This window comes from Streptomyces sp. NBC_00091 (genome assembly GCF_026343185.1).
Lineage (GTDB): Bacteria > Actinomycetota > Actinomycetes > Streptomycetales > Streptomycetaceae > Streptomyces.
Window position 1 is genome coordinate 4,299,059 of record NZ_JAPEMA010000001.1, and the last position, 20,165, is coordinate 4,319,223.

Here is a 20,165-nt window from a genome sequence, read left to right on the forward strand (position 1 = left end):
GGCGATGGATTCACCCGTCCATGATCGGATACGGCCCTCTTGCGGTCGGCGGCGGGCCCCGTGAGAACATGACCGGAACATGTCTGAATCCCCACCCCGCGCTCCGATGCGCGGCATGCGGGCCGCGATGTTCGCGGCCGTGTGCGTGGCATTGGGTGCCGTGGGGCATTCGTACATGTCCGGGACGGATGTCCCCTTCAGCAGTCTTCTGGCCGCTTTCGCCGTGACCGGCGCCCTCGCCTGGGCGGCCGCCGGACGGCGCTGCGGACCGGCCGGAATCACCGCCGCGCTGCTCGCCGTACAGGGGATCCTGCACCTCGCCTTCTCCGCCGGTCAGGCCACCGGGCACGGGCCGGCCGCCACCGCGGTGGCCTACGCACCCGAGCCCATGCCGGGGCACCACCACGTGCAGGGCACGGCGATGGACGCCTCCGTGGCCGCCACTGCCGTCGCCACCGGGCCGGACGGCACCGCGGGGACGGGCGCCGCGCACGGCATGTCCGGCATGGGCGACATCGCCGGCGGGATGGGCGACATGGCCGGCATGGCCGGGCACGGCGGCCTCGGGATGATCGCCGCGCACGTACTCGCCGGAGTCTTCTGCGCCGCCTGGCTCGCCTGGGGCGAGGCCGCCGTCTTCCGGCTGGCCGGGGCCCTCGGCGCCACCGCACTGCTGGCCGCCCGGCCGCTCGCCCGCGCGCTCGCGCTGCTGCGCACCCGGGTGGCCCCCGTACCGGGCCCGCCCGCGCACTGCCCTCCGTACGAACGCCCGCGCCGCCTGCGCGGAGCCGTACACGCCCACACCGCGGTCCGCCGGGGCCCGCCCGGGCGGCGAGACACCCGCACCACGGCCCCGAGGCCGTGTCGCCACAGCTCCGCCCGCAGGGCGGCCGGAGCCGCTTCGGCGACGCCCGTTCCGCACCCCGCGCGCGCCTGACCGGCGCAGTCCCGGGCGAGGGGCGAGACCTGGGGCCGATCCCCCTGTTTCGCCGAACCCGAGGACCGACATGTCCCTTGACGAACTTCAGGGCGCCCCCGAGCGGGACGCCGAAGTACCACCCACCTCCACCCGGCGCACCGGCGGCTGGGCCGCGCTGCGGCCGCTGCTCCTGCGCATGCACTTCTACGCGGGGCTGCTGATAGCCCCGTTCCTCTTCCTGGCCGCCGCCACCGGCCTGCTGTACGCCGGCTCCTGGCAGGCCGAGCGGATCCTCTACTCCCACGAGCTGACCGTCGACAGCGTCGGCGAGCGGGCCCTGCCGCTCAGCGCCCAGGTCAAGGCCGCCCAGGGCGCCGCGCCCGAGGGCAAGGTGCTCGGCGTGTGGCCCGCGCCCGAGGCCGAGGCGACCACCCGGGTGATCATGGAGAACCCGGGCCTCGGGGAGGGCGAGACCCTCACCGTCTTCGTCGACCCCTACACCGCCGACGTGCGCGGGCAGCTGACCACCTCCGGCGACGCGCTGCCGCTGCGGGCCTGGCTGAGCGAGTTCCACGCGAGCCTCCAGCTCGGGGAGTTCGGCCGCAACTACAGCGAACTCGCCGCCAGCTGGCTCTGGGTGGTCGCGCTGGGCGGACTCGCCCTGTGGATCGGCCGCCGCCGCGCCCGCAAGGCCGACCTGGTCCTGCCCGACCGCAAGGCGAGCGGCCGCCGCAAGACCCTGTCCTGGCACGGCGCCGTCGGCCTGTGGGCCGCCGCCGGCCTCGTCGGCCTCTCCGTGACCGGCCTGACCTGGTCGAACTACGCCGGTGAGAACATCGGGCAGCTCCAGGACCGGCTCGGCGGGGCCACCCCCTCCGTCGCCGCCAAGCTGAAGCCCGGCGCGGGCCCCGACGGCGGCGACGAGCACGCCGGCCACGTCATGCCGGATGGCATGGAGATGCCCCCGCCGGCCCCCGTCACCGACGTCGGCATCGACAAGGCCGTGGCCGCCGCCCGGGCCGCCGGGGTCACCGAGAGCCTGCGCGTGACCCTGCCCGCCAAGGGCAAGGGCTACGTCGTCAAGGAAACCGACAAGACGCTGCCGGTGCACCTGGACTCGGTCGCGGTGGACCCGGCCGACGGCCGGGTCATGGACGAACTGCGCTTCGCCGACTACCCGCTGCTCGCCCAGCTGACCCGCTTCGGCATCGACCTCCACATGGGTCTGACCTTCGGGATCGCCAACCAGATCGCGCTGGCCGCACTCGCCGTCGCGGTGATGTTCCTCGTCGTGTGGGGCTACCGGATGTGGTGGATGCGCCGGCCCACCAAGGAAAGCCGGCTCTCGGTCGGCCGTGCCCAGCCGCGCGGCGCCTGGCGCAGGCTGCCGGTGACCGTGCTGCTGCCGTTCGCTTGTGTGACGGCGGTCGTGGGCTGGTTCGTCCCGCTGCTCGGGATCAGCCTGGCGGCGTTCCTCGTGATCGACCTGGCCGCCGGGTTCGTCGCGGGCCGCAGGCGCGCCGCCGCGTAGCCGGGGCCGCCGCCGACAGCAGGGCCCGTACCCGCTCGCGCGGGGGGTACGGGCCCTGTGTCATGTCCGCTCAGGGCGCGTACTTGTAGCCCACCCGGCGTACGGTCTGGATCGCGCTGCGGTGCGCCGCGCCCAGCTTGCGGCGCAGCCGGGCGATGTGGACGTCGACGGTCCGGCCGTCGCCGACGTGGCCGTAGCCCCACACCGTGGTCACCAGCTGGTCCCGGCTGTGCACCCGGTGCGGGTGGGCCACCAGGTGGGCGAGCAGTTCGAACTCCAGGTAGGTCAGGTCCAGGACCTTGCCGTCCACCTCGGCGGTGCGCTGCGCCGCGTGGATCCGGACGAGCGCGTCACCGGTGGCCGCCCCGGACTCCGGCGCGGACGGGGTGGGCGGGGTGGACGGGGCGGGAACGGACTGCGGGGCGAAGGCGATCGGCTGCTGGTCGGCCGGTACGAGGACCAGGTAGCCGACCATCGGCGGCTGGCCCGGGAGCGCCGGCAGGGTGTGCTGGGGTGCGGGCAGCCAGGTGGCCCCGGGCGGGAGCAGGTCCACCACCCGGGCGACCTCGTCCCGGTCCACGGCCCGCAGCCGATGGCGCGGACTGGGCGGGAAGTTCAGCGGGGCGGAGGTCGCAGCGGCGGAAGCGGCAGAAGTGAGGGAACGGGTGTTCGCCATGAGTGGTCAGCTCTTTCACGCGGAGTGGTCGGCAGGAGACGTACGTGCGCACGTCGTCGTTGTCGTACCGCGCAGACCGAAGGCCCCGGGGCGGCTCGTTGGGAGGTCCCGGAAGGCTTTAGAGGGCCGGCGCGTTCTTCGCGCGGCAACACACCCGGTCGAAATCGTGATCCTGACGGGAGGGCCAGAACGGCTCGAGGTCGCTGCGACCCGTCGAGGAGTGCGAATAGCTGGCCATGGGCGCCATTCAAGCAGATGCGAGGGGCCCAGGGCAGGTCTCGTCTCACCTGCTGGATCGGAATCTCAAATTCCGTCATCAAGGTTTCGTCAGGCCGTCACATACCCGACAAAGTGTCAGTCGGTCAGCCGCTTCCGCCAGTCCAGTCCGGTCACCCGTATCGCATCCTGGGCAGATCCGTCCCATGCTCAGATCGGCGGCGCCCGCCCTCCCGGAGGGGAGGGCGGGCGCGGTCGAGGTGGCGGGGCCGGGATCAGACCAGGCCGTCCTTCTCCAGGCCGGTGCAGCAGGTGTCCGTGATCAGGCGGGTCACCACGTACGGGTCCACGTTCGCGTTCGGGCGGCGGTCCTCGATGTAGCCCTTGCCGTCCCGCTCGACCTGCCACGGGATGCGGACCGAGGCGCCGCGGTCGGAGACGCCGTAGCTGAACTCGTTCCACGGGGCGGTCTCGTGCAGGCCCGTCAGGCGCTCGTCGATGCCGGCGCCGTAGTTCTTGACGTGGTCCATCGGCTTGCTGCCCTCGCCCAGCGCCTCGCACGCGGAGGTGATCGCGTCGTAGTTCTCGCGCATCGCCTTCGTGGAGAAGTTGGTGTGCGCGCCCGCGCCGTTCCAGTCGCCCTTCACCGGCTTCGGGTTCAGCGTCGCGGAGACGTTGAAGTCCTCGGCCGTGCGGTACAGCAGCCAGCGCGCGATCCACAGCTGGTCGGAGACCTCCAGCGGGCCGACGGGGCCGACCTGGAACTCCCACTGGCCGGGCATGACCTCGGCGTTGATGCCGGAGATCTCCAGGCCCGCCGCCAGGCAGTGGTCCAGGTGCTTCTCGACGATGTCGCGGCCGAAGATCTCGTCCGCGCCGACACCGCAGTAGTAGCCGCCCTGCGCCGCCGGGAAGCCGTTCACCGGGAAGCCGAGGGGGCGGGTCCCGTCGAAGAAGGTGTACTCCTGCTCGATGCCGAAGATCGGCTCCTGCCCGGCGAACTTCTCCGCGACCGGACGCAGCAGGGCGCGGGTGTTCGACTCGTGCGGGGTCATGTCGATGTTCAGGACCTCGCAGAGCACGAGGAGGTTGTTCCCGCCGCGGATCGGGTCCGGGCAGGAGAAGACCGGCTGGAGCACACGGTCCGAGGCGTGACCCTCGGCCTGGTTCGTGCTCGAACCGTCGAAGCCCCAGACCGGCAGCTCCGCCCCGTCCGCCAGGATCTTCGTCTTGGAGCGGAGCTTCGCCGTCGGCTCGGTGCCGTCGATCCAGATGTACTCAGCCTTGTAGCTCACGGGACCATCCTGACTCTGCGGGTGCTGCGGGTGGCTTGTTCTCTGTGTCTGTTGACGGCAGCGTCCCCCGTGGCGATTTCTCATCCGTTGCCCGTGTGTGAACCCCGTGTTACCGGGGGTTGCGCCGCAGGTCGGGTGGCTTGTGCGGGTCGGAGGCTGCACACCCGTCCGAGTGGGGCAGACTGAGCTGGTGAGCATTTCGTACGATTTGAACTCTGCCGGTGAGGGCTCCGAGCCGGCCCCCGGCCGGCCCCTTCCCCGCGTCGGCCTGCTCGGCACCGGTCCCTGGGCCCGCCGCACCCACGCCCCCGCCCTCGCCGCGCACACCGGCTCCGAGTTCGCCGGAGTATGGGGCCGCCGTCCCGAAGCCGCCGCCGAGCTGGCCCGTGCGCACGGGGTGAAGGTGTACGAAGACCCCGACGCGCTGTTCGCGGACTGTGACGTCGTGGCCTTCGCCCTGCCGCCGGACGTACAGGCCCCGCTCGCCGTGCGCGCGGCCGCCGCCGGCTGCCACCTGCTGCTCGACAAGCCCGTCGCCACGACGGTGGAGGACGCCCGCGCCGTGGCCGCGGCCGCAGCCAGGCACCGGGTCGCCTCCGTCGTGTTCCTCACGCTCCGCTTCGCCGAACCCACCGCCGGGTGGGTCCTCGAACAGGCCGGGCGCTCCGGGTGGTTCACCGCCTCCGCGCACTGGCTCGGCGCGGTCTTCCCGCCCGCCGGCGAGCCCAGCGCGTACGCCGACTCACCCTGGCGCAAGGCCAAGGGCGGGCTGTGGGACGTCGGCCCGCACGCGCTGTCCGTCCTGATCCCGGTCCTGGGCGAGGTCACCGCCGTCACCGCCACCCGGGGCCCCTCCGACCTGGTCCAGCTGGCCCTGCGCCACGCCTCCGGCGCCGCCAGCACCGCCGTACTCAGCCTGGGCGCGCCGCGCGCGGCCGCCGGGGTGGGGCTGGAACTGCGCGGGGCCGAGGGCGTCTTCGCGCTGCCGGACTGGAGCGACGTACCGGGCGCCTACGGGCGGGCCCTGGACGCGCTGCTCACCGCCGCCCGCACCGGGACCCCGGACCCGCGCGGGGCGGAGTTCGGGGCCCGGCTGACGGAGATCCTGGCGGCGGCGGAGGAGCAGCTAGTCACTTGATCAGCGCGTTGGCCACGATGATGGCCAGCCCGATCGCGGCGTCGGCCAGCCCGATGAGCAGCGCCGAGGGGATCCGGTAGCCGACCCGGATCGCCACGAAGGCCCCCCAGGCGAAGAGGAGCGCGGTGTTCAGGCCGAGCCCGACGGCCGTCACCCCGTACGGGTCCCAGTCCGCGATCCCCGCGAGCAGCAGCAGGAGCACCGTGGGCAGGGTGGCGGCGATCATCGGCCACTCGTTCCACAGGGCGCGGGCCAGCAGCCGCCACCGGTGCGTGACGGAGCCGGCCTGGTGGCCGGCCATGTGGTGCGCGTACCCGTGCGCGAGGGCGGCGGTGGCGGCGGTGACCAGGACCCAGCTGGCGTCGTAGAAGGGGGTGTACTCCCCGCCCTTCTGGTCCAGCGCGGCCAGCAGCCCGCTGGCCAGCACGGTCCCGTAGACCCCGCCGAACATCCAGTCGGCCCCCCGCCGCGGCGGCGCGATCGGATACCCGCTGGGGGTGGGCTTCGACTGCTCGGTCATGGCGGGTCCTTTGGTGCGATTCGTCCCTTATGGCTCTGGGGTCACCCTAGGGGGTGGGCCGTTGGCCGGTCGTTAGGGTGAGGTGATCGTTTCCTGAAGAAAGGCCACGTAGCTCACCGTGAGCCAGACGCGCCCCCACACCCTGTTCTCCTTCGGCACGCTGATGGACCCGAAGGTCCAGACCGCCCTCTTCGGCCGGGCCGTGCCCAGCTTCCCCGCGTCGCTGGCCGGCCATACGACCAGACCGCTGCGGATCACCGACCCGGCCGTGATCGCCGCCAGCGGCCTCGACGTACACCTGATCCTGGAGCGCAGGATCGGCGCCGTGGTCGAGGGAGCCGTCCTGCACCTCACCGACGAGGAGCTCGCCGCGGCCGACGCCTACGAGGTCGACGACTACGTCCGCCGACGGGTGGTCCTCTCCTCCGGGGAGAGCGCCTGGGCCTACCTGGACGCCAAACCGCTGCGCCCGGCGGCGCGCATCGTGATCGTGGGCGACAGCATCGCCTACGGCCGCTGCGATCCGCAGGGAGGGTGGGCGGCCCACCTGGCGGCCGCCCACATCGCCGGGAACGAGGTCGACCACCGGGTCTTCAACCTGGCCATACCCGGCAGCACCCTGGCGGACGTCAGCGAGCAGACGCCCCCGCTGCTGGCTCCCCGCCGGCCCGACACCATCCTCCTCGCCGCGGGCATCAACGACAGCGCCCAGCCGCTCTCCGACCCCGACGCCGACGGACTCGCGCACCTCGCGGACAGCCTCGACTCGCTGGCGGCCCTGGCCCATGGGCTGGGCGCGCGCCTCGTCGTCCTGGGACCGGTCTGGCTCGACGAGGAACGCACCGCGGACTACGAGGGCCTGCGGTTCACGCGGGCCCGGGCGCTGGCCCTGCGCGCGTCCCTGCGGGCCTGGTGCGAGGAGCACCACGTCGACTACCTCGACATGTGGGAGCCGCTGAGCGAGAACCCCGGACTGCTCGTCGACGGAGTGCACCCCACCCCCGAAGGGCACAAGGAGCTCCACCGGCACCTCGAGGCCGTCGGCCGCTGAGCCGTCGCCGGGCGGGGGTGCACCTGGGTACACCCCCGCCCGGGGGCCAGGTGCAGTGGCCGGAGCCGCGCGACCCCGCATCGTCGTCCGTGTAGGGATACGAGCAGACGGGCGGGGCGGTCATGGCAGCGGTGGAGTGCGTGGAACCGGCGGGACGCGGCGGGATGTGGGGCGCGGCGGGGGTGTTCACCGCGGTGGCCTTCGTGGCGGCCGGGGCGCTGGGGGCGATACAGCCCGGGACCGGCGTGCCCACCGAGGTGGTGCAGCTGACCCAGTTCGGGCCTGCCCTCGGGGTGGGCGTGGTCGCCCTGTACCGGTGGAAGTGGACCCGCGAACTACTGCGGGGCGGGGGCGAACGGCAGGCCGCCGGTCGCGCGTTGGCCCTCCTCGGCGCCGCCGGGCTGATCGTCGCCCTCACCGTGCTCGCGTACGGGCTGGCCTCCGGCTCCGCGGGCCTCACACCCCCCGGAGCCCTGCACCACCCCCTCGTACTGATCGCGGCCGCGCAGCTCGTGGGGGCCTGCGCCGAGGAGATCGGCTGGCGCTGCTTCCTCCAGCCGCTGCTGCGCACCCGGCTCGGGACGCTCGCCGCGTCGGTGACGGTGGGCCTGGTGTGGGGCGTCTGGCACGTACCGGTCTTCGCGCAGGCCCCGGCCTACGCCGCGGGCTTCCTCCTCGCCACCGTCGCCATGTCGGTCGTACTGGGCGTGGCACTCGAGGGCACGGGCGGCGCGTACCGCCTGCTGCTCGCGGGCGGCTTCCACACGCTCGTCAACCTCGGGCTGCTCCTCTTCATGGACGAGGAGTCCGGGGCGGTCCTGCCGATGCTCTGCTTCGGGCTCTCCTGCCTGGTGGTCGCCCTGGCCTGGGCCGCTCGGCGCGCCTCGGATCCCGTACCGGCTACCGTGCACGGGACATGAGTTCGAACACCTTCCGCTGCCGCTTCGCCGCCGTCGGCCGCTGTCAGCTGGCCGGCCTGCTGGGCCTGGCGGTGGCCGCCGTGGGCACGTCGCTGTTGCTGGCCCTCGGCCTCGGCCTCGGCCACTGGACGCTGCCGCCGGCCGCGGCCGCGCTGCGCCGGTACGCCGACCGTGCCCGCGACCGGGCCACCCGGTGGTCGGGCGTGCGGATCAGCCCGCCGGACCCGCTCCCGCGGATGGCCGGGGCCCGCGCGGTCCTGGCCGACGCGGGATTCCGGCGGGAACTCGCCTGGGCGTGGCTGGAGCCCCTGGTGGGCGGTCTGCTGGTCGCCGTACCGCCGTCCCTCGTCGTGTACGGGGTGTTCGGGGCGCTCGTCCAGCCCTTCGTGTGGCGGCTGCTCGGCGACGGCAACTGGTACGCCTTCGTCCCCGTCCACAGCACCGCCACGATGGTCGCGGCACTCCTCCTGGGCCTCGCCCTCACGGCCGCCGGCCTCCTCCTCGCCCCCACCGTCCTGCGCCTGCACGCCCGCTGGAGCCGGCTGCTCCTCGCCGCGCCCCGCAGCTTCGAACTCACCCGCCGCATCGAGCAGCTGACCGACACGCGGACCGTCGCACTGGACAGCCAGGCGGCCGAACTCCAGCGCATCGAGCGGGACCTGCACGACGGGGCGCAGGCCCGGCTCGTCGCGCTCGGGATGCGCCTCGACAGCGCGACCCGCCTGCTCGAGCAGGATCCGCCGGCCGCCCGCGCCGCGCTGCTGGAGGTGCGCGAGCTCTCCGCGCGGGCCCTTCAGGACCTGCGCGACCTGGTCCGGGGCATCCAGCCGCCGGTCCTCACCGACCGCGGCCTGGGCGACGCCGTGCGCTCACTGGCCCTCGACAGCTTCCTCGACGTGCACGTCGAGGCCCGCCTGACCGGGCGGCTGCCGGCCGCGGTGGAATCCGCCGGCTATTTCGCGGTCAACGAGCTCCTGGCCAACGCGGCGAAGCACTCCGGCGCCGACCGCGTCGACATCGCCCTCGCCCACGACGGCCTACGGCTGCGCATCACCGTGACCGACGACGGCGGCGGCGGGGCGGACCCCGCCCGGGGGACCGGACTGCTCGGCGTCCGGAGGCGATTGGCTACCTTCGACGGGAGCCTCGCCCTGCACAGCCCGCAGGGCGGACCGACCACAGTGACCCTGGAGATCCCGTGCGCGTCGTCCTTGCCGAAGACCTCTTCCTCCTGAGGGACGGCCTGGTCCGCACGCTCCGGGAGCACGGCTTCGACATCGTCGCCGCCGTCGACAACGGCCCCTCCCTCCTGCGCGCCCTGCTGGAGGAGAAGCCGGACGTCGCGGTCGTCGACGTCCGCCTGCCGCCGACCTTCACCGACGAGGGCCTCCAGGCCGCCCTCGAAGCCCGCCGGCACCATCGCGGCCTGCCCGTCCTCGTCCTCTCCCAGTACGTCGACCAGCTCTACGCGAACGAGCTGCTCGCCAGCGACGACGGCGGCGTGGGCTACCTGCTCAAGGACCGTGTCACCGACACCGGCCAGTTCGTCGACGCCGTACGCCGCGTCGCCGCCGGCGGCACCGTCCTGGACCCGCAGGTGATCGCCCGGCTCCTGTCGCGCGGCGACGCCCGGGGCACCATCTCCGCCCTCTCCTCCCGGGAACGCGACGTCCTGGAACTGATGGCGGAGGGCCGCTCGAACGCCGCCATCGCCGCCACCCTCCACTTCAGCGAGAGCGCCGTCGCGAAACACACGGCGAGCATCTTCGCCAAGCTGGGCATAGCCCCCTCCACCGAAGACAACCGCCGCGTCCTGGCCGTCCTCGCCTACCTCCGCCGCTAGGCCCTTGTGGTGCAGGTATCAGCCCAAGACGGCCGCTGGACGCTGAGCCGGGAGAAGCGCGTAGCGATCTGCCGCGCCCGGGCCCCCGGCCCTGGGCCAGGGCTGGACGGGCCCGGATGCCCGGCGCGGCAAGGGGAAGCCCCTCGCCTCATCGCTGAGGTACCCGCCCCTCCAACCATGCCCCGTGACCGTTCTTTTGGGGGGTTCCCGGCAGTCCTTTGTCTTTCCGGGGCGGGACGGTCTGTCAAGGGTGGCCGAAGGCCATCGCGAAGCGACGCGACGAAGGAGCGCCCTTGACGGGCCGGCCCGAACCGGAAGGACGATGGGACTGACGGGAAACCCCCAAACCAGCCCTGAGACCGCCCAGGGTCAGCCGGCTGCCGTGATCCCGTCCAGGAACGTGTCCCAGGTGGCGGGCGCCACCGCCAGCTCGGGGCCGCCCGTCACTTTGGAGTCCCGGATGCGAATGGTGCCCGCGCCGACGGCAACCTCGATGCAGTTTCCTTGGTCGGCCCCGCTGTGGCTGGACTTTATCCAGCCGTCCTGCTCCGGGGGCGGATGCATCTTCACGTGAGTTTCTCCATCTGCTGTCTGATGAGGTCCGCGCTGCGCCGCGCGGGAAGGGCCTCGCCCATCAGGTCCTCGAAGGCACGCTGTGCTGCCCGCACATGCTCGAGGTCTTCGATGATTTCGGAACTACGGTACGCCTCCACGCAAACGACGGTCATGTGGCTGGGGGCTGTGAGGAAGCTCGCCGAGCTCGTGATCATCAAGTGGGCCTCTGCGTCAAGAGGGAGCACGCGGATGCCGATGGTGGGGTGCTCCATGTGTGTAAGAAGCGCGCTGAGCTGACCTCGCATCACATCGCGATGGCCCAAGTGGCGGTGGAGTACGGATTCGCACAGCACCACCCGCACCTCGGGAGGAGCGGCTCCCCGGAGGATGTCCTGTCGCGTGAGCCGGGCGCGTACGGCCTTCGTGATCTCGGCCTCGCTGGCGCGAGGGTCCCCTTTGCAGAGGATGGCGCGGGCGTAGTCGCTGGTCTGGAGCAGCCCTGGCACGACGTGCTGGGACCACTCCCAGATGGCGATTGCCTTCCGCTCCAGCTTCATGCGACGTCGGTGCATTGCCGGAAAGCTCTGTGCCACAGCCTCCTCGTAGAGCTGCTTGAACAAGCCGTCCGTCTTGAAGATCTGGTCCAGTACCGCCGGCAGTTCCGGCGGGATCGGCCCCTCCCCTGACTCCAAGCGGCTGACCGTGCTCTTCGACGTACGCGCCAGACGGGCCGTGTCCGTCTGGGTCAGTCGGCGTTCCGGGTAGAGCTCCCTGGCGCTCTTGAGTTCTTCGGCGAATCGGCGGCGTGGATCCGAGTCCACAGACGCGCCCCCTTCCCACGTTCCCATGCGGTTGGTCACGACCGGACCCGACGCGTTCTCGCAGGTCAAACGAGCCGGAATATGCCGCTCCGACCAAAGCGCAGATCGGTCACCCGAACGCTTTCGATCGTAGCTCCCACTCCGTAACTCTGGCCTCACGCAAGGTGATTGAGCACTCGAACGAATGGTGGGATGTCATGCATGACGCGTCAGGTGACGACGACGCCCAGTGGCTAGCCGGCGTCCTCCCCCAGCTCGACCGCGCATGGGCGGATCTGGTCACCGGGCTGGACGCCGCGCTGCAAGGTCTCGTCTTCGTGCAGCGGTTCAGTGCCACCCCGCGCGGCGCCCGCCTCGCCCGCCATCTCGCCCTCGTGCAGCTGCACGCCTGGGGGATTCCGCACGGTAGCGCGGCGGCCGACGGCATCGGGCTCGTCATCGCCGAGCTCGCCGCCAACGCCGTGACGCACGGCCGGGTGCCCGGGCGGGACTTCGAGCTGCGGGTCACCCGGCTCGACGCGGTGGTGCGGGTCGAGGTGTCCGACGGGCGGCGGAACGAGCGGCCCCGGCCCCGGGAGAGCGGCTACGGGCTGCTGCTCGTCGGGGCGGTCGCCACCGCCTGGGGGGTCGCCGACCGGGTGGTCGGCAAGACCGTGTGGGCCGACTGCCCCCTCAGGCGCTGAACGCCTCGTGGGCTGCCGTCAGGAAGCGGCGGATCGTGTCCCGTTCGGCGGGGGAGAGGGGCGCCAGGGCCCCGAGCAGGGCGTCGATCGCCGGGCCGAAGAACTCCTGGCCCAGGCGGACCGCCTCCGGCCGGACCCGCAGTAGGACACGGCGGCGGTCGAGGGGATCACGGACGCGTTCCACGTGGCCCAGGCGCTCCAGGCGGTCGATCGCGGCCGTGGTGCCCGCCGAGTTGAGGCCCAGCCGCGTGCCCAGCAGGCCCACCGTGGCCGGCTCGTCGGCGCGGGCCGCGTCCAGGAGGCAGATCAAGGCCCGCACGTCGGTGGGGTGCATGCCGTTGGCGGCGGCGAACTCCGCCTGGCGCAGCCCGAATTCGACGGTCACCGCCCGCAGCAGGTGCACCAGTCCAAGGTTGTCGTCCACATCGCCTCCGGCCTAGAATCTCTCGCTGAGCGAGATTATCGCCCAGCGAGGCATTGGAGCCAGCCATGTCCCGGACGTCCTTCCGCGCCGCCTACGACGACATGCTCGGCCGCTGGCCCGGTCCCGTCGAGGGCGTCGAGATCCCCACCCCGTACGGAGTCACCCGCGTCAACAGCTGCGGTCCCGCCGGGGCGCCGCCGCTGGTGCTGCTGCCCGGCGGCGGGGCCACCTCCACCGTGTGGGGTGCCTGCGTCGCCGCCGGGGCGGCCCGCAGCCACCGGGTACATGCCGTGGACCTGGTGGGGGACCCCGGGCTCAGCGTCCCGGCGCCCGGGCGGGCCGTACGGACCCCCGGAGACCTCGTCGGCTGGCTCGACGCCCTCCTCGACGGCCTCGGCGGCGGCCCCGTCACCCTGGCCGGGCACTCCTACGGGGCCTGGATCGCCGCCCACGCCGCCGCCCACGCCGCCGCGCGGCGGGCCGGGCGGCTGGACCGGCTCGTCCTGCTCGACCCGACCCAGGTGTTCACCGGGCTGCGCCCCGGCTACGTCCTGCGCGCGCTGCCCATGCTGGTACGGCCCACCCCGGCGCGCATCCGCTCCTTCCTGGCCTGGGAGAGCGGCGGGGCGGTGCTCGACCCGGCCTGGACGCGGCTCCAGGAGGAGACGGCCGACTTCCCCACCGTCCGGCCCGTCACCGGGTCGCGCCCGGACCCAGCCGGGCTCCGGGAGCTGCCGGTCGACGTCCTCTTCGCCGGCCGGGCCCGCTGCCACGACCCCCACCGGGCCGCGCGGGCCGCGCGCGAGGCACTGCCGGATGCGCGGGTCGACGTACTGCCCGGCGTCTCTCACCACGCGCTGCCGCTGACGGCGGCCGGGGAAATCGCCCGCCGACTGGCCACCTGACCCTCCTCCCCCGCGCGGGGGAGGAGACAGAGCCCTCAGACCGACGTGCCGGCGGCACCGCCGCGGCCAGCATGGGCGGCATGCCGAGAATCAACGCACTGCCCGACGTACCGCGCTGGGCCGCTCTTGCCGCCCATGCCGTCCCCCTGGTCACCCTGCCGTCCGGGCTCTGGCGGATCGCCCTGGTCGCCGGACTCCCGGTGGCCGCGGAACCGGTCAGGACGGTCGGGGAGTCGCTGTACGTACTCTCGCTGACCGTGGTCTCCGAGGCCCTCGCGCTGCTGACGCTCGGCCTGGTGCAGCCGTGGGGCGAGACCGTCCCGCGCTGGATCCCCCTGCTCGGCGGCCGGAACGTACCCCCCCTCGCGGCGGTGATCCCGGCGCTGGCGGGCGCGACCGCGCTCTTCGGTCTGTGGGGCTGGGTCGGATACGTCATGGCCGCGAACCTGGCCGCCGGCAGCGTCACGGACACACCGGCCCAGCTGGTGCTCCTGCTGGCCTGCTACCTTCCGCTGCTCGCTTGGGCTCCGCTGCTGACGGTGTCGGCCATCGCCTACTACCGGCGCCGGACGCCCGCGAACGGAATGCTGACCTTCATGTCCTGAATCCGTAACGTTCCCGAGCTAAGGGAATTCGGCCAATTCACCGTGGGAATAACCGAATGGTCGACCACACCATTCGAAGCATGTAAACCACACGGGGGCTAAACGTGCGCGCTGCCCGCAACAGATGGAAGACCTACGCCCTTGGGGCCGCGGCGATTGCCGCGCTCCTCTCATCCACGGCCTGTGAGTCCGGCGGTACGGACGACGGCAAGAGCCCCACCCCCTCCGCCACTCCGAGCGCGACCACCACCCCCACCACCACCCCCGTCCCCACCCCCACCAGCACCCAGCCCGGCGGCGGGGGTGCGACCGGCGCCTCGAAGAGCCCGGGTGGTGGCGGCAAGACCACCGCCGAGGCCTGCAACGACAACGACCTCTCGATCGCGACGTCGTTCTGGCGGCAGGACTCGGGGCAGCACCTCCTCATCACGGCCACCAACATGAGCGACAAGCCCTGCACCCTCTACCACTACCCCTACGTCCGCTTCGGCGCGGACGCCGGGGAGCCGGTCGCCGCGATGGGGTCGGAGCCGAAGGCGATCGCCACGATCGGGCCGAAGGAGAAGGGGTACGCGGGCGTGTTCCTCTTCCGAGGGGGCCAGGAGACCTTCACCGTCACCTCGTTCGCCCTCGGCTACCAGGACCGGGCCCTCAACAGCAACAGGGACGTGGCCTCCCTCGACATCTCGCTGTCCGGTGAGGTCGATTCCCTCAACGTCGGGCCCAATCCCCGGGTCTCGTACTGGAACACCGATCTCCGTGCGATCGAGGACCTCATGTTCAGGTCCTGACCACCACCACCCCCCCCGGTCGGTAATTGCGTCGACCGGGCCCGGGCCAGCGCCTAGCCTCGACTTCCATGAGCATCCTGCAGACGATCCACGACGTGCCCGTTTTCATGTGCGCCCCCGAGGGCGAGGTGATCGGCGGCGAGAGCGACGCACTGGATCTCATAGGAAACGCTTCCTATCAGGGTGCTCAGTGGGTCGTCGTTCCCGTCGAGCGGTTCGCCGGGGAATTCTTCCGGCTGCGGACCCGGGTCGCCGGCGACATCGTCCAGAAATTCGTGCAATACCGCATGGGTCTGGTCGTCCTCGGTGACATATCCCGCCACACGGCCGACAGTTCGGCCCTGCGGGACTTCGTCTACGAATGCAACCGCGGCCGCCAGACCTGGTTCCTCACCGACCTCGAAGAACTGCGCGAGCGCCTCAAGGCCTAGGCCGGGTCCGGGAGAGGGCCTCGCGGACGGCCTCCTCCGAGCGGGCGACCACGGCGGTGCCGTCCTCGGCCGTGATGATCGGGCGCTGGATCAGCTTCGGGTGGGCGGCCAGGTGGGCGATCCAGCGTCCGCGCGCCACGTCCGTCGCCTCGCGCGGCAGGTCCCGTACGCCGGTCTCCTTCGCCAGGGCGTCGGAGGTGCGCGTGATGTCCCACGGCTCCAGCCCGAGGCGGCCCAGCACCTCGCGGATCTCGGCCTCGGACGGTACGTCCTCCAGGTAGCGGCGCACCGTGTACTCGGCGCCCTCCGCGTCCAGCAGGGTCAGCGCGCTCCGGCACTTCGAACAGGCGGGATTGATCCAGATCTCCATGCCGGCAAGCGTAGCCAGACTCCGTCTGGCCAGGGGCTTTTGTCAGTGCCCCCCGGTAAAATCGAAGGAGAACGACAGGAAGCCAACTACCGTTTGGGAGGCTGTAGATGGCCGCTGCCGCGATCATTTCGATGCCCAAGAAGAAGCCGCTGCCGGCGGGCCTGCCCCGCGAGTGGTACGAGAGCCACAACCGCCGTCTGAAGGCGATGCGGCTGGCGATCTCCCTGCTCGACTCGGGGACGTACGACGCCAAGCGCGCGACCAACCGCAAGATACGGACGATGGCGGTGCGGGTGGGGATCCACCGCCCGTCGAACCTCACCTGCCGGATGGTGCGGGCCTTCATCGCCGCCAACAGCTGACGCGCGGGCCGGTCCGCCGGGGCCGGGAGCCCCGGCGGACCGCAGGGCCCGCCGCCGGTCACTCCTCGTCGAAGGTGATGTCCTCGACCGGGTGGGTCATCTTCACGATGTTGTCGTCGCTGACCTTGACGATGTTCTGCAGGCCGGTGCGCCGGTTGGGCTCGCCCTGGAGGTAGAACTTGTCGGCGGCCCCGCCGAGGAAGGCGGGGAAGCAGGCCAGGGAGTTGTTCGCCGGCTTGAGGTCCAGGTAGTCCTTCAGCCGGCGGAACAGCTTCGGGAGGATCACGGCGCCGTCGTCGGCCGTGAGCGAGGTCATGTCGACGATCTTCACCCCGTCGCGGGTCACGTCCTTGGCCCACACGCCCTTCGGGGGTGTGGCCCCCTTCGCCTCCCGGGCGGCGGCGGTCAGCGCGCTGCGCAGGTGGTCGGGGAAGCCGGTGTAGAAGGTCGGGTAGACCAGGCCCTGCTTGACCAGGTGGTAGTTGACGGTCTTCTTCAGCAGCTCCACATCGACGTCGATCTCGTAGCCGTTGAAGACCGGCGGTCTGGTGCCGACCAGGGCCACGCACCGGCCGTAGACGTCGACGCCGCCGGTGAGGATGAAGCCGGGCACGGTCTCGGGGGTGGTGCTGGAGATGGTTTCGACTTGATCGTCATCGCGGTCGAAGTTCCTGTCGAAGCCGAGCTGGGTCAGCAGCTCCTTCGTGGCCTGGTGCGCCAGCGGTCGCGGCTGGTGCTGCACCCCCGACTCGTTGTCCCCGTAGTGGGTCTCCAGCGCGTCGATGGCCTCCAGCCGGATGGCGACGCGGCCGTCGGCCTTCGGCTGGAGCCGGTGGGCGCCGGGCACGAGCTTCCAGTCCGCCACGTCGTCCGGAGTGAAGGCGATGGTGTCGCCGTCCGGCTGGAGGCCTCTCGCCCGGAAGGTTCCTCTGAGCAGCAGCATGCGCATGGCGACTCCCGTACGTCACGATCGGTTACGCAGAGTACACGTCACTCGAATCTAGGGAGCCGACGGACCACGGGTCAACCGCTGTTCGGGCGACAGCAGCAGCAGCGCCACGTCATCGCGCGGGCCGCCCCCGGTGAAGGCCGCGAGGTCCCGCCACACCGCCGGGACCAGCCCCGCCGGGTCGCCCGCCAGCACCGGCACCCGGACGGCCAGCGGGTAGAAGTTCCCGCCCCGGTCGCGCGCCTCCGTGACCCCGTCCGTGTGCGCGAGCAGCCGGTCGCCCGGCAGCAGCGGGAGTTCGGCCATCGCCGGAAGGGCCGCCCAGCCCAGCCCCAGCCCCAGCGGGGGCCCCGGCTCCACGGTCACCTCCGCGACCGCGAAACCCCGCAGCAGCAGCACCGGCGGATGCCCGCACGACACGACCCGTACGAGGTCCAGCCCGGGCGGGAACTCCAGCAGCACCGCCGTCGCGAACAGCTCCGGGTGCGCCACGAACCCCGCCGCCGCGTCCGCCGCCAGCCGCCGGTCCAGCCGGGCCGCGACCGCCGCCAGCTCCGGGTCGTCCAGCACCGCCTCACGGAACGCGCCGAGCAGCGAGGCCACCGTCCCGACCGCGGCCAGCCCGTGCCCCTGCACGTCCCCCACCAGCGCCCGCACCCCGAACGGCCCGGCCCGTACGTCGAACAGGTCGCCGCCGACCAGCGTGCCCCGCTGCGCCGCCCGGTACAGCCCGGCGCAGCGCACCGCGCCCACCCGCTCCGGCACCGGCGGCAGCACCGCCAGCTGGGCCGCCTCGGCGACCGTCCGCACGCTGACCAGCTGGGCGTCCCGGCGCCGCCGCACCAGGGCGATCACCACGCTGAGCAGGCCGACGGTGGCCACGGTGGCCAGGTCGGTGCCGCGGGCGTGCCCCATGCCGAGCTCGGGGACGCCCAGCAGGAGCAGCACGAGAGCGGCGAAGACGGCGGTGCCGGCGGCCCCGTACGCGAAGGCGGCCACGGCCGGAAGGGCCGCCAGGAAGTAGCCCAGCTCGACCGTGCGGGGGGTGCTCCACTGGGCGAGGCAGAGCGCGGCCATGGCCACCGCGGGCGCGAACCGGGCCCAGCGGGGCGGCGGCGCCCCCTGCAGCCAGCCCGGCTCCTCCCGTCGGCGTCTCACCCCTCCACCCTGGTACGGGGTCCGGGGCCGCGCACGCCGGGTGGCCCTGCCGGGTGCGGGCCGCGACAGTGGTGCCGTGACGGATACGCAGAGCGCGGCGATCAGTACCCGGCTGAACTGGCTGCGGGCGGGGGTGCTCGGCGCCAACGACGGGATCATCTCCACCGCGGGCCTGGTCGTCGGCGTCGCCGGCGCCACCACCTCGCGCGCCGCGATCCTCACGGCGGGCGTGGCCGGGCTGCTCGCGGGCTCGCTGTCGATGGCGGCGGGGGAGTACGTGTCGGTCAGCTCGCAGCGGGACTCCGAGCGGGCGGCGCTGGAGGTGGAGCGGCAGGAGCTGGCGCAGGAGCCGGAGGCGGAGCTGGACGAGCTGACGGAACTGCTGGCCGCGCGGGGCCTGAGCCGCGAGCTGGCCCGGGAGGCCGCCGAGCAGCTGACGGAACGGGACGCGCTGAGGGCGCACGCGCGGGTGGAGCTGGGGATCGAGCCGGACGAGTTGGCGAACCCGTGGCACGCGGCCTTCGCCAGCCTGGTCGCCTTCACGGCGGGGGCGCTGCTGCCGCTGCTGGCGGTCGTCCTGCCGGGGCCGTCGGAGCGGGTGCCGGTGACGGTGGTGGCGGTGCTGATGGCGCTCGCGCTGTGCGGGGTGGTGAGTGCGCGGCTGGGCGGGGCGGCCGTGCCGAGGGCGGTACTCCGCAATGTGGCGGGCGGCGCCGTTGCCATGGCGGTCACCTACACGGTGGGCGCCCGCCTCGGCGCCTGACCCTCCGGGGGCCCGGGGCCGCTGCGCGGGGCTGGCCCCTACCCGCCCTTCGCCCGTTCCCCGGGGCTCCGCCCCGGACCCCTGGGGCTCCGCCCCGGACCCCGCGCCTCAAACGCCGGCGAGGCTGGATGGTGCCGGCGGGGCTGAAACCCCAGGGCCAGGGGCGGGGGCGGGGTGGGGTGTCGTCCGGGACTAAAACGAGATGAATTCGGCGCGAGGTACCGCCCGGCAGACCAAGCAGAGCCAGGGCGCCGAACATCGAAGCCCGTCCCGGACGACACCCCACCCCGCCCCCGGCCCGCCCCCGCCACCCCGCCCGGCAGGGACACTGGCGGCATGCGCATCGCCATCACCGGATCCTCCGGACTCATCGGCAAGGCCCTCGTACGCTCCCTCCACGCCGACGGCCACGACACCGTCCGCTTCGTGCGCCGCGCCCCCGCCGCCCCCGGCGAGGCTCGGTGGGATCCGCGGACCGGGTACGTCGACCCCGACGGGCTGCGCGGCTCTGACGCCGTCGTGCACCTGGCCGGGGCCGGGGTCGGGGACCACCGCTGGACGGCCGCGTACAAGAAGGAGATCCGCGACAGCCGGGTGCTCGGCACCGCGGCCGTCGCCCGCGCCATGGCCGCCCTCGACAGCCCGCCGCCCGTGCTGGTCTGCGGCTCCGCCGTCGGGTACTACGGCGACACCGGCGACCGCGCCGTCGACGAGAGCGCCCCCGCGGGCGCCGGCTTCCTGCCTTCCGTCTGCGTCGAGTGGGAGGCGGCCGCCGCCCCGGCCCGGGAGGCCGGCATCCGGACGGCGTTCGCCCGCACCGGGCTGGTCGTCGCCGCCGGGGGCGGGGCCTGGGGGCGGATGTTCCCCCTCTTCCGGGCGGGCCTCGGCGGGCGGCTCGGCAGCGGCCGCCAGTACTGGTCCTTCATCTCCCTGCACGACGAGATCGCCGCCCTGCGGCACCTCATCGACACCCCCGGCCTCTCCGGCCCCTTCAACCTCACCGCGCCGCAGCCCCTGACCAACCGTGAGGTCACCGCCGCCATGGGCCGCGTACTGCACCGCCCGGCCCTCTTCGCCGTCCCCGCCCCCGTCCTGCGCCTCGTGCTCGGCGAGCTCTCCCAGGACGTGCTGGGCAGTCAGCGGGCCCGCCCCGTCCGGCTGATGGAGTCGGGGTTCGTCTTCACGCACCCCGGCATCGAGGACTCCATCAGGGCCGCGCTGGCGTAGCGGCAGGCGCAC

24 protein-coding genes are annotated in these 20,165 nt (G+C 73.0%); 15 read left to right on the top strand and 9 right to left on the bottom strand.

Annotation, left to right across the window (positions count from 1 at the left end; genetic code table 11):
* Nucleotides 1-79 precede the first annotated feature (79 nt).
* Nucleotides 80-937 carry a hypothetical protein gene (locus OOK34_RS19840; RefSeq protein ID WP_267035199.1) on the top strand — a complete coding sequence of 286 codons (858 nt, stop codon included), beginning with the start codon at nt 80-82 and terminating at the stop codon, nt 935-937.
* A 70-nt stretch (nt 938-1,007) separates the two neighbouring features.
* Nucleotides 1,008-2,450, top strand: a complete 1,443-nt coding sequence (locus OOK34_RS19845) for a PepSY domain-containing protein (RefSeq protein WP_267035200.1) — start codon at nt 1,008-1,010, stop codon at nt 2,448-2,450.
* 70 nt (nt 2,451-2,520) lie between these two features.
* Here the strand turns inward: OOK34_RS19845 and OOK34_RS19850 are convergent, their stop codons facing one another.
* Together OOK34_RS19850 and glnII are read right to left on the bottom strand one after the other, a co-directional pair.
* Nucleotides 2,521-3,126 carry a winged helix-turn-helix domain-containing protein gene (locus OOK34_RS19850; RefSeq protein ID WP_267035201.1) on the bottom strand — a complete coding sequence of 202 codons (606 nt, stop codon included), beginning with the start codon at nt 3,124-3,126 and terminating at the stop codon, nt 2,521-2,523.
* Between the two features lie 491 nt (nt 3,127-3,617).
* Nucleotides 3,618-4,637 (bottom strand): glutamine synthetase, encoded by a 1,020-nt coding sequence (gene glnII / locus OOK34_RS19855; RefSeq protein ID WP_267035202.1) that lies wholly within the window; start codon nt 4,635-4,637, stop codon nt 3,618-3,620.
* A 208-nt stretch (nt 4,638-4,845) separates the two neighbouring features.
* Between glnII and OOK34_RS19860 the strand changes: the two genes are divergently transcribed.
* Nucleotides 4,846-5,775 carry a Gfo/Idh/MocA family protein gene (locus OOK34_RS19860; RefSeq protein WP_267036824.1) on the top strand — a complete coding sequence of 310 codons (930 nt, stop codon included), beginning with the start codon at nt 4,846-4,848 and terminating at the stop codon, nt 5,773-5,775.
* Here the strand turns inward: OOK34_RS19860 and OOK34_RS19865 are convergent.
* The gene (locus OOK34_RS19865; RefSeq protein WP_267035203.1) at nt 5,768-6,295 is read right to left on the bottom strand and encodes a hypothetical protein; all 528 of its coding nucleotides are present in this window, start codon (nt 6,293-6,295) and stop codon (nt 5,768-5,770) included. The two genes, OOK34_RS19860 and OOK34_RS19865, sit on opposite strands and share 8 nt — an antisense overlap.
* A 118-nt stretch (nt 6,296-6,413) precedes the next feature.
* Here OOK34_RS19865 and OOK34_RS19870 point away from each other — a divergent pair, with 118 nt between their 5' ends.
* The 4 genes from OOK34_RS19870 (at nt 6,414) to OOK34_RS19885 (ending at nt 10,109) form a co-directional block, all read left to right on the top strand.
* Entirely contained in the window at nt 6,414-7,346 is a 933-nt protein-coding gene (locus OOK34_RS19870) for a GDSL-type esterase/lipase family protein (protein WP_267035204.1), read from the top strand.
* Between the two features lie 122 nt (nt 7,347-7,468).
* Nucleotides 7,469-8,266 (top strand): CPBP family intramembrane glutamic endopeptidase, encoded by a 798-nt coding sequence (locus tag OOK34_RS19875; protein WP_267035205.1) that lies wholly within the window; start codon nt 7,469-7,471, stop codon nt 8,264-8,266.
* A complete protein-coding gene (locus tag OOK34_RS19880; protein ID WP_267035206.1) occupies nt 8,263-9,501 on the top strand; it encodes a sensor histidine kinase in 1,239 nt (412 codons plus the stop codon). Before OOK34_RS19875 ends, OOK34_RS19880 begins: the two co-directional genes overlap by 4 nt.
* Entirely contained in the window at nt 9,465-10,109 is a 645-nt protein-coding gene (locus tag OOK34_RS19885) for a response regulator transcription factor (RefSeq protein ID WP_267035207.1), read from the top strand. The genes OOK34_RS19880 and OOK34_RS19885 overlap by 37 nt, the downstream gene beginning before the upstream one ends.
* A gap of 369 nt (nt 10,110-10,478) precedes the next feature.
* Here OOK34_RS19885 and OOK34_RS19890 read toward each other — a convergent pair whose 3' ends face one another.
* Nucleotides 10,479-10,673, bottom strand: coding sequence for a DUF397 domain-containing protein (locus tag OOK34_RS19890; RefSeq protein WP_267036825.1), 195 nt, complete (start codon nt 10,671-10,673; stop codon nt 10,479-10,481).
* Between the two features lie 2 nt (nt 10,674-10,675).
* The gene (locus OOK34_RS19895; RefSeq protein WP_267035208.1) at nt 10,676-11,524 is read right to left on the bottom strand and encodes a helix-turn-helix transcriptional regulator; all 849 of its coding nucleotides are present in this window, start codon (nt 11,522-11,524) and stop codon (nt 10,676-10,678) included.
* 158 nt (nt 11,525-11,682) lie between these two features.
* Here OOK34_RS19895 and OOK34_RS19900 point away from each other — a divergent pair, with 158 nt between their 5' ends.
* The gene (locus OOK34_RS19900; protein WP_323183438.1) at nt 11,683-12,168 is read left to right on the top strand and encodes an ATP-binding protein; all 486 of its coding nucleotides are present in this window, start codon (nt 11,683-11,685) and stop codon (nt 12,166-12,168) included.
* Here the strand turns inward: OOK34_RS19900 and OOK34_RS19905 are convergent.
* A complete protein-coding gene (locus OOK34_RS19905; RefSeq protein ID WP_267035209.1) occupies nt 12,158-12,592 on the bottom strand; it encodes a MarR family winged helix-turn-helix transcriptional regulator in 435 nt (144 codons plus the stop codon). The genes OOK34_RS19900 and OOK34_RS19905 overlap by 11 nt on opposite strands.
* Before the next feature lie 65 nt (nt 12,593-12,657).
* Here OOK34_RS19905 and OOK34_RS19910 point away from each other — a divergent pair, with 65 nt between their 5' ends.
* From OOK34_RS19910 to OOK34_RS19925, 4 genes are all read left to right on the top strand, one after another.
* Nucleotides 12,658-13,497, top strand: coding sequence for an alpha/beta fold hydrolase (locus tag OOK34_RS19910; protein WP_267035210.1), 840 nt, complete (start codon nt 12,658-12,660; stop codon nt 13,495-13,497).
* An 80-nt stretch (nt 13,498-13,577) separates the two neighbouring features.
* Nucleotides 13,578-14,102, top strand: coding sequence for a hypothetical protein (locus tag OOK34_RS19915; protein ID WP_267035211.1), 525 nt, complete (start codon nt 13,578-13,580; stop codon nt 14,100-14,102).
* Between the two features lie 104 nt (nt 14,103-14,206).
* Nucleotides 14,207-14,893, top strand: coding sequence for a DUF4232 domain-containing protein (locus tag OOK34_RS19920; RefSeq protein WP_267035212.1), 687 nt, complete (start codon nt 14,207-14,209; stop codon nt 14,891-14,893).
* A 68-nt stretch (nt 14,894-14,961) separates the two neighbouring features.
* Nucleotides 14,962-15,324: a DUF4180 domain-containing protein gene (locus OOK34_RS19925; RefSeq protein ID WP_267035213.1), complete on the top strand. Its 363-nt coding sequence runs from the start codon at nt 14,962-14,964 to the stop codon at nt 15,322-15,324.
* Here OOK34_RS19925 and OOK34_RS19930 read toward each other — a convergent pair.
* The gene (locus OOK34_RS19930; protein ID WP_267035214.1) at nt 15,314-15,694 is read right to left on the bottom strand and encodes an ArsC/Spx/MgsR family protein; all 381 of its coding nucleotides are present in this window, start codon (nt 15,692-15,694) and stop codon (nt 15,314-15,316) included. The genes OOK34_RS19925 and OOK34_RS19930 overlap by 11 nt on opposite strands.
* 107 nt (nt 15,695-15,801) lie before the next feature.
* Here OOK34_RS19930 and OOK34_RS19935 point away from each other — a divergent pair, with 107 nt between their 5' ends.
* Entirely contained in the window at nt 15,802-16,056 is a 255-nt protein-coding gene (locus OOK34_RS19935) for a hypothetical protein (RefSeq protein WP_267035215.1), read from the top strand.
* 58 nt (nt 16,057-16,114) lie between these two features.
* Here the strand turns inward: OOK34_RS19935 and OOK34_RS19940 are convergent, their stop codons facing one another.
* Both OOK34_RS19940 and OOK34_RS19945 read right to left on the bottom strand, forming a co-directional pair.
* Nucleotides 16,115-16,999: a nuclease gene (locus OOK34_RS19940; protein ID WP_267035216.1), complete on the bottom strand. Its 885-nt coding sequence runs from the start codon at nt 16,997-16,999 to the stop codon at nt 16,115-16,117.
* A gap of 57 nt (nt 17,000-17,056) precedes the next feature.
* Nucleotides 17,057-18,163 carry a PP2C family protein-serine/threonine phosphatase gene (locus OOK34_RS19945; RefSeq protein ID WP_323183439.1) on the bottom strand — a complete coding sequence of 369 codons (1,107 nt, stop codon included), beginning with the start codon at nt 18,161-18,163 and terminating at the stop codon, nt 17,057-17,059.
* A 76-nt stretch (nt 18,164-18,239) separates the two neighbouring features.
* Here OOK34_RS19945 and OOK34_RS19950 point away from each other — a divergent pair, with 76 nt between their 5' ends.
* The gene (locus tag OOK34_RS19950; protein ID WP_267035218.1) at nt 18,240-18,926 is read left to right on the top strand and encodes a VIT family protein; all 687 of its coding nucleotides are present in this window, start codon (nt 18,240-18,242) and stop codon (nt 18,924-18,926) included.
* Nucleotides 18,927-19,262: 336 nt separating this feature from the next.
* On the top strand, nt 19,263-20,153 hold the full coding sequence (locus OOK34_RS19955; RefSeq protein WP_267035219.1) for a TIGR01777 family oxidoreductase: 891 nt from the start codon (nt 19,263-19,265) through the stop codon (nt 20,151-20,153).
* Nucleotides 20,154-20,165: the final 12 nt, after the last annotated feature.

Bases quoted from the DNA above. Each gene is read 5' to 3' on its own strand.
- OOK34_RS19840 (WP_267035199.1), top strand. From the start codon at position 80: ATGTCTGAATCCCCACCCCGCGCTCCGATGCGCGGCATGCGGGCCGCG.
- OOK34_RS19845 (WP_267035200.1), top strand. From the start codon at position 1,008: ATGTCCCTTGACGAACTTCAGGGCGCCCCCGAGCGGGACGCCGAAGTA.
- OOK34_RS19850 (WP_267035201.1), bottom strand. From the start codon at position 3,126: ATGGCGAACACCCGTTCCCTCACTTCTGCCGCTTCCGCCGCTGCGACC.
- OOK34_RS19865 (WP_267035203.1), bottom strand. From the start codon at position 6,295: ATGACCGAGCAGTCGAAGCCCACCCCCAGCGGGTATCCGATCGCGCCG.
- OOK34_RS19875 (WP_267035205.1), top strand. From the start codon at position 7,469: ATGGCAGCGGTGGAGTGCGTGGAACCGGCGGGACGCGGCGGGATGTGG.
- OOK34_RS19880 (WP_267035206.1), top strand. From the start codon at position 8,263: ATGAGTTCGAACACCTTCCGCTGCCGCTTCGCCGCCGTCGGCCGCTGT.
- OOK34_RS19890 (WP_267036825.1), bottom strand. From the start codon at position 10,673: ATGCATCCGCCCCCGGAGCAGGACGGCTGGATAAAGTCCAGCCACAGC.
- OOK34_RS19900 (WP_323183438.1), top strand. From the start codon at position 11,683: ATGCATGACGCGTCAGGTGACGACGACGCCCAGTGGCTAGCCGGCGTC.
- OOK34_RS19910 (WP_267035210.1), top strand. From the start codon at position 12,658: ATGTCCCGGACGTCCTTCCGCGCCGCCTACGACGACATGCTCGGCCGC.
- OOK34_RS19915 (WP_267035211.1), top strand. From the start codon at position 13,578: ATGCCGAGAATCAACGCACTGCCCGACGTACCGCGCTGGGCCGCTCTT.
- OOK34_RS19925 (WP_267035213.1), top strand. From the start codon at position 14,962: ATGAGCATCCTGCAGACGATCCACGACGTGCCCGTTTTCATGTGCGCC.
- OOK34_RS19930 (WP_267035214.1), bottom strand. From the start codon at position 15,694: ATGGAGATCTGGATCAATCCCGCCTGTTCGAAGTGCCGGAGCGCGCTG.
- OOK34_RS19935 (WP_267035215.1), top strand. From the start codon at position 15,802: ATGGCCGCTGCCGCGATCATTTCGATGCCCAAGAAGAAGCCGCTGCCG.
- OOK34_RS19940 (WP_267035216.1), bottom strand. From the start codon at position 16,999: ATGCTGCTGCTCAGAGGAACCTTCCGGGCGAGAGGCCTCCAGCCGGAC.
- OOK34_RS19955 (WP_267035219.1), top strand. From the start codon at position 19,263: ATGCGCATCGCCATCACCGGATCCTCCGGACTCATCGGCAAGGCCCTC.